Source organism: Mesorhizobium sp. B2-7-1 (genome assembly GCF_006440735.1).
GTDB lineage: Bacteria > Pseudomonadota > Alphaproteobacteria > Rhizobiales > Rhizobiaceae > Mesorhizobium.
The window spans coordinates 1-13300 of sequence record NZ_VFUA01000060.1 but is presented as its reverse complement, the minus strand read 5'-3'; the positions used below and the strand labels follow the sequence as shown (position 1 = coordinate 13300).

Sequence of the window (13300 nt, the reverse complement as noted above, 5' to 3'; positions counted from 1 at the left end):
CCGCTACGCACTTTTCCTGGAATTGCTCGAATAGGCGACCTTCTCGCCATCCTCCTTGACGAATTCATGCACCGGATTGTCGAGCAGCGGCAGCACCACCTCCGATGGCCGACATAGCCTTGTGCCCTTCGGCGTTTCGACAATCGGCCGGTTGATCAGGATCGGATGGGCGAGCATGAAATCGATCAGCTCGTCATCGCTCCATCTCGGATCGGCGAGGCCGAGTTCGGCGTAGGGCGTCCCCTTCTCCCGCAACAGCTCGCGCGCAGAGATCCCCATCGCCGCAATCAGTTCCAGCAGCCGCCCGCGGCTTGGCGGCGTCTTCAGATACTCGACCACAACCGGCTCCTCGCCGCTGGCGCGGATTATGGCGAGCGTGTTGCGCGAGGTGCCGCAAGCGGGATTGTGATAGATCGTGATCGTCATGGCTATGCTTTCAGTGGCTGATATTACTGAACGGTTTGGGGTCCACCATGGAACTGCATCGCCCAGCTTGGCTAAGCCTGGTTGGCGGCGCCGTCGAGGTCGAGCTGTCGACACGACCTTCAAGCTGCAAGCCGCGTGACCTCTGGCTTAGGCAACAGGCAGCGGCAAGCCAGCCTTGCTGCCACGCGAGCCGCTGCTGCTGCGACGGTCGGTCGGGCTGCTAAAATCTGATCATGCCATTGGCCTGCAACAGGTAAAGGCCCACGAGAACGATGGCGATCAGCGCCACCCAAACGGCTGTCCTGCTCATTCGTAAATCCCTGTCGATCGGCAGCAATGAACGCGCTCGCGCCGGTTGCGTTCCATGCGTGCCCGGTTGCACGTCACCCAGGGCAGGATCAAATGACGAATTGGTGAGACGGCCGCGCGTCAGTCCTTCGGCGCGTTGCTGTAGAGCGCCACGCCGACGCGGTCGTTGCGCCGCCATCGTACCAGGGCGCGATAGGCCATGTCGTCGGCCGGAACCTCGAGCAGGAAGCGGTCCGGGATGTTCACATCGGCGGCGATACGCAATTCGGCACCCTGCTCATGCTGATTCCTGACCGAGCAGCCGATCCTGACGCCATTGACGACGATCGTGGCTTCCTTGAGCACGAATTCGCGCACATTAAGACGGCGCTCGGTCTCGGGATAATCGGCCATATCCGGCGGGCTCCTCGGGCGAGGTTCTTCTCGCCACGGGGCAGCACCATAGCGGCGAGGCGTTTCCGTTCCGTTAGCGATCACTGAAACGGCGAAGCTCGTCCTGGCCCCGCTGCGGCTCCTCCGCAGGAGAGTGGTTCTCCGGCGCTATTTCGCGCCGGGGGCGAACCCGCTCGCATGCAGCACCCAGCGGCGGCCGTCACTGCGGAACTCGGTGTGCGACAGCGGCTCGATGTCGACCTTCCAGACCGAGGAGAGCGGTGCACCCAGCACATGCACCATGGCGGCGCGGATCGGCACGGCATGCGTGAGCGCCATGGTGTGGCCGCCCTCGGAGGCCAGGTGTTCCATCAGCGCGGCGACGCGCCGGACGACGGCGGCAAGCGATTCGCCGCCATGGGGCGCCGCGTCCGCGTCGGCGAACCAGGCCGCCATGCCTTCCGGGTCCTCTGCCTGCACCTCTTCGAAGCTTCGGCCGGCCCAGCGCCCGAAATCCTGCTCGCCAAGCAGCGGCTCGACCGTCGCATCAAGGCCGAGCGCCTCGGCCGTCTGCCGCGCGGCCAGCGCCGGGCTTGTCCAGACGCGGTCGGCGCGGCGCAGCGAAGCGGCCACCGCGACGGCGCGATCGAGGGCTCGCGGCTCCAGCGCCTCGTCACGCGGAAAGCGCCCCTTGCGCGTGGCCTGCGTCGCGCCGCTTGCGATCATCGTCAGGCGGGCGAGCATCCCAAAACTCCGTGGTCCAGTGAAATTTCGGCCGCGCGAAGCCGTGTTGGCCATTAGATGTCGTTGACAGGCGAACGAAGTGCTGACAAGTGTTTTAGCGCTATACGGGATTGGAAGCCGGTGCGAATCCGGCACGGTCGCGCCACTGTGATCGGCATCAGCCGAAAGTCAGGCCTTATTCCGCAGCATTGTTCGATCAACGGGACGCAGTATCCCACGGGAGGTCCATATGTCCGACACCACCTTCGCCCCCAGCTACGGTCCGGTTGCGATTCCGGTTCGCGAGCTTCTGCCCTGGGCTATCTTCGGCGGGCTGCTTTTGATGCTGGCCATCTATTTCGTCGGGGCTGAAGAAGGCGCGACGTCGCTGATCCGCGGCACGGCGGTGCACGAATTCGTGCATGACGGCCGCCACCTGCTCGGCTTCCCCTGCCACTAAAGCGGCTCGGCATCGCCGAACTCGCTTTCGATTCTGGTCTAACGCGATTCCGGACGGAAAACCGGCACGCAGTTTTCCTGGAATTGCTTGGTTGGTTGAACGCAATTCCGGACGGAAAACCGCTACGCACTTTTCCTGGAATTGCTCAGAGGGATAAGTGACATGGTTGGAAAACTTTTGCTGCGCGGCATGCTTGTCGGGCTGGTTGCGGGGATTCTGGCGTTCGCCTTTGCCCGCGTCTATGGCGAGCCGCAGGTCGACAAGGCAATCGCCTTCGAGGAATCACAGGCCCAGGCCGCCGGCGAGGCACCGGAGCCCGAGATGGTCAGCCGCTCCACGCAGGCCGGCATCGGTCTCGCAACCGGCGTGCTGGTCTACGGCGCCGCGCTCGGCGGACTGTTCTCGCTGGTCTTTGCCTATGCCTATGGCCGTCTGGGCTCGCTTGGGCCGCGTGGCACGTCGGCGCTGATCGCGGTGCTCGGCTTCCTGGCCGTGATCGTGGTGCCCAGCCTCAAATATCCGGCCAACCCGCCCGCGGTCGGCAATGCCGAGACCATCGGCTACCGCACCGAGCTGTTCTTCATCATGATCGTGGTCTCGATCGCGGCCATGGTGGCGGCGGTGGGGTTGGCCCAACGGCTGTGGAAGCAGCTCGGCGCCTGGAACGCCTCGATCGTCGCGGGCCTCGCCTTCCTCGTCGTCTTCGCGCTGGTGAAGGCAGCGCTTCCCGACATCAACGAAGTGCCTGAAAACTTCTCGGCGACGGTGCTTTGGCAGTTCCGTGTCGCCTCGCTCGGCATCCAGCTCGTGCTCTGGACCGTCGTCGGGCTCGGCTTCGGCGCGGTTGCCGAGCGCGTGGTGGCGGTGCGCGACCAGCGCGGCCCTGCCCGGCGCTACGCCTGAAATCCGATGTACCGGCCGCCACGGTTCCTCGCACTGGCGGCCAAATTGGCTCAACGGTCGATACGACCGCTGAACCACCTTGGTCTTTTGTTTTCTCGCAACTCCGGACGGAAAACCGCGGCACACTTTTCCTGGAATTGCTCGGCTGCGCTGCTGTTGGCACTTCTGACCACGACATCGGCGCAAGCGCATAGTGGCTCCTCGACCCCGCCTCCCCCCGGCATCCAGATCCCCAGCCTCACACACGGCCAGATGGCGGTGATCGCGCGCTACCGCGGCGACATTCTCGCACTTGCGCAAGCACAGACCGTGACCGACCCGACCTTCCGGCGGCTCTACAATCACGGCAACCTGCAATTCACATACTGCCTATGGGGCCTGATGCCGGGCAGCCTCGGCGACGAGGAAAGCCCGTTCAACGAATGCAGCCATGCCTATCTCGCCACCGCCAAGGCGCTGCTGACCTATATGGCGACGATGTCGTCGGCCGCGCACGAGGCAAAGGCGCTGATCTCCGCCATCGATGCCGACATGGTGCGCAGCGGCGCCTCCTGGATCCTGTGCCAGTACAGCGGCGAGGCCTTCAGCACCGGCGCGGTCGTCGAGCCCAGATGGCGGGAGATGGTCTTCCATCTGCCGAGCCTGGCGGTCGTGCTGGCCATGATCGCGGCTATGATGACGGCCGCGTGGTCGATCTTCGGTGCGAGACGCGCACGCGCGGTCTGACTGGCTCACGCCGGCTGACCCAGATGCTCTTCCTCAATCTGCCGGTGCGCGATCTGCAGGCAGCGACCAAGTTCTATCTCGCGATCGGCGGCAAGCTCAATCCGCAGTTTTCGAATGATCAGGCCAGCTCGATCATGTTCTCCCAAACGATCGGGGTCATGTTGCTGACGCATCAACACTACAGCCAGTTCACAGCCCGGCCGATCGGCGACGCCAAGCGCGAGAGCCAGATGCTGATCGAGCTGACCGTCGACAGCAAGGACGCGGTCAATGCGGTGATCGAGAAAGGCGTTGCGGCAGACGGCCGTGCCGATCCAAACCCGGTGCAGGATCTCGGTTTCATGTTCAACCGCCACATCGAAGATCCGGACGGCAATGTTTGGGAGTTCCTGTGGATGAATCCCGCAGCCATGCAATAGAGCGCCTGTAGCGCCCCCGTGCTGGAATGACGCCCTGGAAGCGACGGGCAGCAGCACCGTCGCTCTCATGTCCGGGCAATGCCTGCAGTCGTCCTCGACCAACCTTGGCATCCCTGTGTCCGCGCCCACGCCTGGGGCGTGCCGTCGCCAGTCCGGCTAGCGCATTGCGGCGCGCTGGCGTAAGCATCGGCATCGTCCGGCCTCCGGATTCGCAGCCGCCAGCAGCCATGTTCGCCCCCGAAGCCTTTGCCGTCACCGCCGCTATATGCAGCGCGCTGAGCTCCATGTTCCTGAGCGAGCTCAAGGGTCGCGTTCCCTTGCTCCAGCTCGCCCGCTGGCAGATGCTCGCGACCTTCGTGATGACCGGCTCGGTGTCGATGGCGATCGGCGGCTGGCACACGATCGGACCGAGGGAGTTCTGGCTGCTTGCCGGATCGAGCTTCGCCGGCATCAGCATCGCCAGCACGACCTATTTCGCCACCATCTATTCGGTCGGCCCGCGCATCACGGCGCTGCTGTTCTCGCTCACCTCGCCTTTCGCGCTCGCGCTCGGCTATCTCGTGCTCGGCGAAACCGTCAGCCGCTGGCAGGCGCTGGGCGTCGCGCTGGTGCTTGCCGGCATCGTGCTGGCCATCGGCATGCCGCGACGCTTCCTCAAGCGCGGCGACCTGGCGCCGGCGATGCCGGTCGTCACCCCGTCCACCGTGCCGGTCAGCACCGCGCCCGGCCCGCCGCTCACCGGCCGCCTCGGACCAGGCATCGTGCTCGGCGTCACGACAGCGGTCGGCCAAGCGATCGGCACGCTTCTGGCGCGTCCGGCCATGGCTGCCGGCGTCGAGCCGTTCAGTGCGATGGCGCTGCGCTCGGGCCTCGCCGTGATCCTGTTCGTCGCGCTTGCCGCGACGCCGTTCGGCAGGGGGAAACGGGAGGCTGTCCAGTTCGGCACGGTCGGGCTTGCCGTGCTTTCCGCCTTCGTCGGCACTTCGCTCGGCATGTCCTGCCTGATGGCGGCGCTGCGCACCGGCAATGTCGGCATCATCTCGACGCTGTCCTCGATGACGCCGGTCATCATCCTGCCGATGGTGTGGCTGCGCAGCGGGCACAGGCCGACAACCGCAGCCTGGGCCGGCGCATTGCTGGCGATCGTAGGCACGGCGCTGATCAGCCTTGGGAGAGTCTAGCCCCGGACGTTAGGTGTATCGCGGGCCGACTCCAAGAGCGCCTGTCTCACCATGCGCGTGCTCATGGTGATGGCCTTCCGCCATGGCGAAGGGCAGATCCTCGCTGTCGGCACCCGCTGCCAGTTGCAGCCTGGCGCTGAACTCATGCGGCTCGGCCGGAGCGACCAGGCTTTGCAGATAGTGGTGATCGCCGCCGACCGGAGACAGCGGCAGGCTTTCAACCGCGCCGCCGGCCCTTTCGATGGCGACGTTCGCCCGCAGGCCTTCGGCGTGACGCGACAGGCGCAGCCGCATGCGCTCGCCCTGCGGCGTGTCGACGATCTCGAGCAGCCCGCTGGCGAGCTTGCCCGAGACCAAGAAGGGGTCGGACGCATGGTGGTAACCGCCCTCGGCTTCCGGCTCGGCAAAGCGCACCGTTGCGACGTCAAGCGCGGGAATATGCGCGAAGAGCTCGGTCTTCAGCGACGCAGCGATGTTGTTGACTGCGGCAAGCAGCAGCCCGTCATTGACCGCGATCTCCACATCGACATGCAGCTTGTGGCCGAGCCAGCGGGCCTTGGCGTCGACCACTCTTTCGATCCCGCGACGCGGTCGGCGGCGTGGCGAATCTCGCCAACGAGGCCGGGCTCGACGCCGTCCAGCATGCGCGTCAGCACCGAGCGCGCCGATTGCCAAACGATGCCGAAGATGGCGACGGTGATGATGAGGCCGATGATCGGGTCCGCCAGCGGATAGCCAAGCCAGACGCCGAGCGCGCCGGCGACGACCGCGAGGCTGGTGAGGCTGGTGAGCCCGTCGGTGCGGGCGTGATAGCCATCGGCGATCAAGGCGGCGCTGTTGATCTGACGGCCGACACGAATGCGGAACACGGCCACCGCCTCGTTGCCGAGGAAACCGATGATGCCGGCAGCCGCGAGCCAGCCCAGGAACTGGACCGGCTGCGGGTTGAACAAGCGGCTGACCGCCTCATATCCGGCGACGAGCGCGCTCGCCAGGATGATGAGCACGATGATGATGCCGGCAAGGTCCTCGACCCGGCCGAGGCCGTAGGTGAAGGTGCGGGTCGGCTTGCGCCGGGCCAGCGCGAAAGCGATCCAGAGCGGAATGGCCGTGGTCGCGTCGGCGATGTTGTGGATGGTATCGGCAAGCAGCGCCACGCTGCCCGAGACCATGACGACGACGATCTGCAGGGCGGCGGTGATCGCCAGGATCGCGAACGACCATTTGATCGCCCATATGCCGCGATCTGTGGTGGCGATGGTGGCGTCGATCACGCCATGGGTGTGGCCGTGCGGTCCGTGATGGTCGTGGCCATGCCCGCCATGATCATGCCCGCCGTGGTCATGTCCGTGCGAGCCGAAGCCGAACCAGTCGAGAACTTTTTCCCACATCGCCGCCTCACAGATATTTGGTGAGCTGCTTCAGCTCTTTGAGCGTGTCCCTGGTCGGCTCGCCGCCTTCGACAAGGCAATGCTCGATGTGGTCGTGGATCAGCTCGCGCTTGGCGTTGCCGACGGCGCTTTCGACGGCATGGAGCTGCTGCGCGAGATCGAGGCAGGAACGGCCCTGCTCGAACATTGTGAGCACCGCGGCGAGATGGCCGTGCGCGCGCTTGAGCCGGACGATGATATCGGGATGGGAGCCGTGTACTGTCATGCTTGTATCCTATCCTCCTGGGCAGGATACCACAACGTGCAAATAGACCCTGACATTTCGCTTCCAGAATGCTTCGCTCGCAACGGCAGGTATCGGCCGGCCAAGCCTTTGCTGGGGTGGCACTGCTCTGTCGCTAATGCGCCGCCGCCCTGGCATAGCGCCCGGGCGGCTGGCCGACATGGCGGCTGAAGGCGGTGCTGAAGGTGCTGGCGGAGCCATAACCGACGCGCTCGGCGACCTCTGCGATATCCGCCTCCTGCCGTCGGAGCAGGTCTTTCGCCAGCGCCATGCGCCAAGCGAGCAGATATTCCATCGGTGGCACACCGACGCTGCGCATAAAGCGGTCGAAGAAGGCGGAGCGCGAGAGTGCTGCCTCCTTCGCCAGCTCGATAATTGTCCACGGTCGCGCAGGATCGGCATGCATCAGGCGGATCGCCTCGGCCAGCCGCGCGTCGCCCAGGCCGCGCAGCAGGCCGGCCGGCGCGTCGGGCGTCTGCGTCTGGCGCAAGGATTCGACCAGCAGGATTTCCACAAGACGGGTGAGCACAAGGTCGCGCCCCGCATGTTGCCCGGTGGCCTCATCGATCAGCAACTTGACCAAGGTCGACAGCCGCTCGACGCCGCGGACATGCACCTGAGCAGGCAGGAGCGAAACCAGCAGGCCGGAATCCTCGGTATCGAACAGGAAATAGCCGCCGAGCATGCGCAGATCGGGCGGACCGTCCTGCCGGCCATGCCGCACCTCTTCCGCGGCGGCCGCGGCGAGATTAGGGTCGATGAGGGTCGGAACGACGGGCTCGAAGCCCGTCATGGTGAAGCCAGGCGTGGTCGGCAGCAGCACGAAATCGCCAGCTTCCAGCGTCAAGGACGGCTGGCCGTCCACAGCAAGGCGGCATGCCCCCTCGATGACGACAGCGAAGCTTGGATGGCCGAAATCCGCGTAGCGGACACCCCAGCGCCCGGCGCCGCTGATGCCCTTGGTGAACACGGCGCGCGGCCTGAGCAAGCCTATGACTTCGGAGAGCGGATCGACCATATCAGGACTTTTACAAACAAAATATGGACTGTCAATTATAGATAGTCCTGATCCCTGCCCGTAAATCTTGTCACCGTGAAAACCGAGCAACAAGGAACGATCCCATGAAAACCATCCTGATCACCGGCGCTTCCTCGGGCTATGGCCTGGAGACGGCGCGCCATTTTATCTCGAACGGCTGGAACGTCGTCGCCACCATGCGAAGCCCACGCCAGGATGTGCTGCCGGCTTCGCCAGCATTGCGCATCCTGCCGCTCGACGTGACGGATGACAAAAGCATCGCGGCGGTGGTCGAAGCGGCGGGTCCGATAGACGCGTTGGTCAACAATGCCGGCATCGGCGTCGCCGGCGCCTTCGAGGCGACCCCGATGGCGCATATCCGCAAGGTCTTCGAGACCAACACGTTCGGCGTCATGGCCATGTGCCAAGCTGTCATTCCGCAGATGCGCGAACGCCGCTCCGGCGTCATCGTCAACGTGACCTCGAGCGCCACGCTGGCGCCCTTCCCGCTGGCGGCGCCCTACACCGCCAGCAAGCAGGCCATCGAAGGGTTCACCGGCTCGCTGGCGCTGGAGCTCGCGCCCTTCAACGTGCTGGCCAAGCTGGTCGAACCTGGCTACGGGCCGACGACAAGGTTCACCGCCAACACCGGCGTAGATGTCCAGGACCTCATCCCCGAGGCTTATGCCGACTTCGCCAAGGCAATCTTCGGCGATCTCGCAAATCCAGCCATGACCAAGGCGCTGACCACCAGGGAAATCGATGTCGCCGAGGGCGTGTGGCGGGCCGTCAACGACACGACCGGCACGCTGCGCTTCCCCGCCGGCGCCGATGCGGTCGCCCTGTCTCCGGCGGCTTGAGGGGCAGCGTGCAATGCCGGGGGTCACCGCGGCCCCCGGCGTCCCTAGCGATGCGGTCGTTGCCCGGCGGCCAAGACGGCAAGCATGGATAGCTGCTATGGTCGGCGTTGCGGCTCGCGCTCTATCCCGGGGGTTGTTCCATGTCGCTCGTTTACAGACCTGCTCGCGCCGATGATCTTTCCGCCACCGATGCGCTGGTGGTCGCCAGCATCAACGACCTTACCGTTCGGCACGGCTTTGGCCCGATGGCGGCGATGAGCCCGCCCAATTTCCAGCTGTTTTCGCTCGAGGACGACCCCGACGGCCTTTGGGTAGCGGAAGATGACGGGGGCATTGCGGGCTTCGCCTGGAAGCTGGGTCTGCGGCGATGTCTGGTTCCTCGCCCAGCTGTTCGTCGATCCTGGCCGACAGGACCACGGCATCGGCAACACGCTGCTGGAGCGCACCATGGAGCACGCCCGCACATCCGGCGCGGCCCACAAGGCTCTCATCACGTTCACCTTCAATCGTGTCTCGCAGGGACTTTACATGCGGCACGGCTTGTTCCCCAAAACGCCGAACTACATTCTCAGCGCCCCGCGCGAACGGGTGACCAGGGCATTGGCTCGATCGCCATTGCACGCGGTTGAGATAGACGGCAGCGCCGCGACGATCGTGGGAAGCCGGCTTCTCGGCCAGTCTGCGCACATAGTCCCGGACGACAGCCGCTGAAGCCATCCTGCGCTTGACGCGAAGACGTCGCAGCAGACTCACGACGAGACGGCTTTGCCAACTTGGGCCCGCGTTGCTGGAAGGTCGCGGTTGCGTCGACGATGTCGTTGCCGTGTTCATGTCCATGTTCGTTCCGGTGCGGTTGAATGCTGTCTTGCCCATGAAGGCGGTGTCGCTGCCATGACGAGCCGGAAATCCCGTCTGTGACATCGGGGCGAATTTTTCCAAGACCGCAAGGACCGGCCTGCGGCTGTCGGCGGCAACCAAATGCTTGTTTTGCCGTTTATTTCAGCGACTGGCGGCTTTCAACGTGGCGCCAGCCGGCTCCGTCGGCGAGATGCCGCGCGGGGCGGAAAGGAGGCCGCAATGACACGGCCGGCAGTGGAGATAGGCGACAGGGTGGCTGTCATCGCCACGGTGGTCGAACGCATCGATGACCGCGTGACGCTGAAGCTCGACGGGGACAGCCATAGTTATTCGATGGTGGAGCCCAATGCCAAGACGGGCGACAAGCTCAGACTGGAGGGCGAGGTCGTGCATGTCGACGAGGATCTCGGACGCACGACCGTGCAGGTGCTGGGGCGCGTGAGCGTCGACACCAAGTCGGTCGAGATGGTGACGCGACGTTGCGACCTCGACCATATCGGCTCCAACGTGCCTGGCCACCCTCGCCCGCGCACCCCGCCGACACCGCATGGGTGACGCCATCGCCGCCTGTCGCGAAAACTGACTAGTGCCGCTTGAAATACTGCACTTCGCGTTCGTGCTTTTCCGCCGCTTCGCGCGACTTGAAGGTGCCTAGATTGCGGCGCTTGCCGGTTCGGGGATCGATTTTGCGCGAATAGAGCCGGTATTCGCCGGATTTCAGCTTGCGGATCATGGCGATCTCCTTGTGAACCAGGATTCTAACCCGCACGAGGCCGTCGCGGTTCCAAGCAGGCCATCCCGCCCGCTCGCGGCCGGCAGCAGAAAACGCTGCTGTCGGTGAACCATTTCACGGACGCAAACGACCCAATGTCGGAATCGACACCGTAACGACACGATTGAGTCGGATTATTTGTATTCAAATGACTTTAGCGACGTTATGCGGATGGCGCTGAAGTGCCGGATCTGAGGAGGGTGAGATGGTTACGGCGAAGCTTCACGGCGTTGAACTCGTCAGGGGCCAGAAATGGACAGTGCGCGTCACCGCCTACGGCACGACGCTCATCTTCCCCTTCGAAGCCGAGCAGCATGCGCGCTCCTATGCCGATGGCCAGGCCTTCCGCCTCGGCGTCGAAGTTGTGGAAATGAAGGATTGCGCCTGAGGCCGCGCCATCGACCGCCAGATAGCCCGAAGACCCGCGCACCCGTATATAAGCGACATGTCCATGCTCGATGCGGCTAAGCAGTGTGCGCGCAAGCTCAAGCGCGACGTGGTGGCGCTCTGGATTGCCGCCCGAGACCCACGTGTGCCCTGGTACGCAAAAGCCACTGCGGGCGCCGTCGCCTATGCGCTGAGCCCCGTCGACCTGATCCCGGACTTCATCCCGATCATCGGCTACCTGGACGATCTGCTGATCGTGCCTGTCGCGATCATGCTCGCGGTCAAGCTGGTCCCGGCCCATCTGATGCAGGAATTCCGCGAAGAGGCTATGCGACGCGAGAAGCCGGTAAGCAAGGCCGGACTCGCCTTTATGATCGCGCTCTGGGCGCTGGCGGCGCTGGCCCTCATCTGGCTTTTCTGGCCGAAGCCGGCCTAATTTAGCCTCTCCAGCAGACCTGGCTGCGCATGTGCCAGCAGCGCCCCACCAGGCGTTTAAATTAGCTACCTCTTGTATTTGATGCAAATCAGGGTCATGCTCGCCGAGCGCGTGAAACGACATGCGCAATGGGTGGGTCAACAAGGGGTCAGGCGTATGGAGTTCGCAGTCTGCTACGACCACAGCGGGTTCGATCTGGCGCGGTCGACGTCGCGGCTTTCTTCGCGCTGATGACGCCCTGGGCAATCGCGCGGCTGGTCGAGCTATCGCGCGCGGACGGCGCAGCCCGGCTACAGCCGGCCTGAGGCTGAAAGCCATAGAAGCTTAGCCCTCGCGGACGATCTTTCGGATCGACAGGTCGCCGAGCAACGCCGAACAGTCGATCTCCTCCTGGAACTGCGCCTGCGGATCGAGCACCAGCCACGAAGCGTGGGTGCGAAGCTCCTTCAGCCTGGCATTCTTTTGCGCGCGCGCCAGGCGCTCGGCATCGGCAACCGGGGCCTGAAAAGGCCTTTCGGCCTTGTGATGCTGAAAGGTCTTCGACATCGCAGCGGAAAACGCGCCTGCCCCGCTTTTCGTTCCGTCGCTTGAGACGATCGGACGTCTCCCCAACGCATTTCCTGTTCGCGACCATGACCCCTTGTAGGTGACAACGCCCGCACCGCGCGCGTTTCTTTGCATTGGCGCCGTGTCTGAAAAAGTATCGAAATGGAAGCGTGCCGTATCGGCGGTTTGGGGTAGCCCGGCTTGCCTTGGCGGTAAAAGAGTACGGCTCTTTGACAGGCAAGCCGGGCTAAAGCGCCGACCATTGGGTTTCCTTGGGGGGAAGCCGGCGCAGGGATAGACTGTCCGTTTCCCCTTGCGTCCGCAATTGTTGCTGAGGTCCTATGCGCCAACGCAATGGTCCGACCGATAATGCCGAAATCATCCGGCGCCGAAGCGTCATCGTTTCATGGAGACGGCAAAGCGCTTCATCTCTTTGTTTGGACGCAATTCCGGACGGAAGGCTACCGCGAGGGCGCCGAGCCTCACCACTCACACGTCCTGGAATTGCGTCCAAGCGCCGGAACGCTCAAGCCCGCGTGAGACGGCTGCCTGTTGAAGCGCTCTCTTGACGAAAAGCTCGGCGTGCTGCGCCCATTCCGCTTCCGCGACGTCGTTCTCACGAACGGACTGCCTGAACGCTTCCCGCAGCGCCTCAAGCTCAAAGAGCGATAACCGCTGATTTCTTTTTTGCTTTTTTGTACCGGCGTCCATAATGCGTTGCCAAGAGCCGCAAGGTTTTAACCCATTATATATCCGGGGGCTGTCCAGCCCATCAACAGCTTGGCCCTGACTTCTTTTGGGGGCAAAATCGTGCTGCGACTCCAGCGGCTTATGTCGGGATGCAGCGGTCGACGGGAATGGGGTTGCGAGCCAGGCCATCCGACGAGCCCGCCGCTGTATATTCATGTCTACAACGAACGGCGGGAAGACAGCGAGCGGTTGGCGCCGGCTGCCGTCTCGCGCTGCCGAAGCATATGTCTTTTGAGGTGGACCCCGGGCCCGATTGATGATTGTCTCGGCATCGCAGAGCCGCAAGGTCAAAGTCCAGGTGGCAACCAGCCCGCGTCCTCCCCGTCAATAGGATGGCGCGGGCTTTTGCCATCGCCGAGCATGGCAGCTTTCCGATCGCGAATCGGAGGCGCCTGCTGGAGCCAGCAAACCGCCCACCATTAACCTTCCCCACGGGCACGGACCAAGGTCGGTGTCGCTATTGCCTCCCCTTGCCTCTAC

Annotated in this window: 20 protein-coding genes and 1 riboswitch; of the genes, 10 read left to right on the top strand and 10 right to left on the bottom strand. The window is 64.1% G+C overall.

Features of this window, described 5'->3' with window-relative positions; genetic code table 11:
* Positions 1-3: 3 nt before the first annotated feature.
* The 3 genes from arsC to FJ471_RS21180 all read right to left on the bottom strand — a co-directional run bounded on the left by arsC (position 4) and on the right by FJ471_RS21180 (position 1851).
* On the bottom strand, positions 4-426 hold the full coding sequence (arsC, locus tag FJ471_RS21190; protein ID WP_140806695.1) for an arsenate reductase (glutaredoxin): 423 nt from the start codon (positions 424-426) through the stop codon (positions 4-6).
* Positions 427-855: 429 nt separating this feature from the next.
* Positions 856-1128, bottom strand: coding sequence for a PilZ domain-containing protein (locus FJ471_RS21185; protein WP_140806694.1), 273 nt, complete (start codon positions 1126-1128; stop codon positions 856-858).
* A gap of 147 nt (positions 1129-1275) precedes the next feature.
* Positions 1276-1851: a histidine phosphatase family protein gene (locus FJ471_RS21180; RefSeq protein WP_140806693.1), complete on the bottom strand. Its 576-nt coding sequence runs from the start codon at positions 1849-1851 to the stop codon at positions 1276-1278.
* Between the two features lie 85 nt (positions 1852-1936).
* Positions 1937-2080, top strand: a riboswitch (adenosylcobalamin (AdoCbl) riboswitch).
* On the opposite strand from FJ471_RS21180, the gene FJ471_RS21175 reads away from it, so the two are divergent.
* The 5 genes from FJ471_RS21175 to FJ471_RS21150 all read left to right on the top strand — a co-directional run bounded on the left by FJ471_RS21175 (position 2081) and on the right by FJ471_RS21150 (position 5519).
* On the top strand, positions 2081-2290 hold the full coding sequence (locus tag FJ471_RS21175; protein WP_140806692.1) for a CbtB domain-containing protein: 210 nt from the start codon (positions 2081-2083) through the stop codon (positions 2288-2290).
* 162 nt (positions 2291-2452) lie between these two features.
* Entirely contained in the window at positions 2453-3193 is a 741-nt protein-coding gene (locus tag FJ471_RS21165) for a CbtA family protein (RefSeq protein WP_140806690.1), read from the top strand.
* A 156-nt stretch (positions 3194-3349) separates the two neighbouring features.
* Positions 3350-3919: a hypothetical protein gene (locus tag FJ471_RS21160; protein WP_140806689.1), complete on the top strand. Its 570-nt coding sequence runs from the start codon at positions 3350-3352 to the stop codon at positions 3917-3919.
* A 14-nt stretch (positions 3920-3933) separates the two neighbouring features.
* Positions 3934-4338 (top strand): VOC family protein, encoded by a 405-nt coding sequence (locus tag FJ471_RS21155; protein ID WP_140806723.1) that lies wholly within the window; start codon positions 3934-3936, stop codon positions 4336-4338.
* A gap of 227 nt (positions 4339-4565) precedes the next feature.
* Positions 4566-5519: a DMT family transporter gene (locus tag FJ471_RS21150; RefSeq protein WP_181179622.1), complete on the top strand. Its 954-nt coding sequence runs from the start codon at positions 4566-4568 to the stop codon at positions 5517-5519.
* Positions 5520-5528: 9 nt separating this feature from the next.
* Here the strand turns inward: FJ471_RS21150 and FJ471_RS35675 are convergent, their stop codons facing one another.
* From FJ471_RS35675 to FJ471_RS21135, 4 genes are all read right to left on the bottom strand, one after another.
* Positions 5529-6089, bottom strand: coding sequence for a hypothetical protein (locus tag FJ471_RS35675; RefSeq protein ID WP_348643359.1), 561 nt, complete (start codon positions 6087-6089; stop codon positions 5529-5531).
* Positions 5978-6910 carry a cation diffusion facilitator family transporter gene (locus tag FJ471_RS21145; protein ID WP_348643358.1) on the bottom strand — a complete coding sequence of 311 codons (933 nt, stop codon included), beginning with the start codon at positions 6908-6910 and terminating at the stop codon, positions 5978-5980. The genes FJ471_RS35675 and FJ471_RS21145 overlap by 112 nt, the downstream gene beginning before the upstream one ends.
* A gap of 7 nt (positions 6911-6917) precedes the next feature.
* Positions 6918-7175: a metal-sensing transcriptional repressor gene (locus FJ471_RS21140; protein WP_140806687.1), complete on the bottom strand. Its 258-nt coding sequence runs from the start codon at positions 7173-7175 to the stop codon at positions 6918-6920.
* Between the two features lie 133 nt (positions 7176-7308).
* A complete protein-coding gene (locus FJ471_RS21135; protein WP_140806686.1) occupies positions 7309-8211 on the bottom strand; it encodes an AraC family transcriptional regulator in 903 nt (300 codons plus the stop codon).
* A gap of 104 nt (positions 8212-8315) precedes the next feature.
* On the opposite strand from FJ471_RS21135, the gene FJ471_RS21130 reads away from it, so the two are divergent.
* The 3 genes from FJ471_RS21130 (at position 8316) to FJ471_RS21120 (ending at position 10484) form a co-directional block, all read left to right on the top strand.
* On the top strand, positions 8316-9071 hold the full coding sequence (locus FJ471_RS21130) for an SDR family oxidoreductase (RefSeq protein ID WP_140806685.1): 756 nt from the start codon (positions 8316-8318) through the stop codon (positions 9069-9071).
* 321 nt (positions 9072-9392) lie between these two features.
* Complete coding sequence (locus tag FJ471_RS21125) at positions 9393-9782, top strand: GNAT family N-acetyltransferase (RefSeq protein WP_246684785.1); 390 nt, start codon at positions 9393-9395, stop codon at positions 9780-9782.
* A gap of 366 nt (positions 9783-10148) precedes the next feature.
* Complete coding sequence (locus FJ471_RS21120; RefSeq protein ID WP_140806684.1) at positions 10149-10484, top strand: hypothetical protein; 336 nt, start codon at positions 10149-10151, stop codon at positions 10482-10484.
* A 28-nt stretch (positions 10485-10512) separates the two neighbouring features.
* Here the strand turns inward: FJ471_RS21120 and FJ471_RS21115 are convergent, their stop codons facing one another.
* Positions 10513-10662 (bottom strand): hypothetical protein, encoded by a 150-nt coding sequence (locus FJ471_RS21115; RefSeq protein WP_112100506.1) that lies wholly within the window; start codon positions 10660-10662, stop codon positions 10513-10515.
* Between the two features lie 244 nt (positions 10663-10906).
* On the opposite strand from FJ471_RS21115, the gene FJ471_RS21110 reads away from it, so the two are divergent.
* Together FJ471_RS21110 and FJ471_RS21105 are read left to right on the top strand one after the other, a co-directional pair.
* On the top strand, positions 10907-11089 hold the full coding sequence (locus FJ471_RS21110) for a hypothetical protein (RefSeq protein WP_040980308.1): 183 nt from the start codon (positions 10907-10909) through the stop codon (positions 11087-11089).
* Between the two features lie 57 nt (positions 11090-11146).
* Entirely contained in the window at positions 11147-11524 is a 378-nt protein-coding gene (locus FJ471_RS21105) for a YkvA family protein (RefSeq protein WP_140806683.1), read from the top strand.
* A 324-nt stretch (positions 11525-11848) separates the two neighbouring features.
* Here the strand turns inward: FJ471_RS21105 and FJ471_RS21100 are convergent, their stop codons facing one another.
* Together FJ471_RS21100 and FJ471_RS21095 are read right to left on the bottom strand one after the other, a co-directional pair.
* Complete coding sequence (locus tag FJ471_RS21100) at positions 11849-12070, bottom strand: hypothetical protein (protein WP_140806682.1); 222 nt, start codon at positions 12068-12070, stop codon at positions 11849-11851.
* 489 nt (positions 12071-12559) lie between these two features.
* On the bottom strand, positions 12560-12781 hold the full coding sequence (locus FJ471_RS21095) for a hypothetical protein (protein ID WP_140806681.1): 222 nt from the start codon (positions 12779-12781) through the stop codon (positions 12560-12562).
* Positions 12782-13300: the final 519 nt, after the last annotated feature.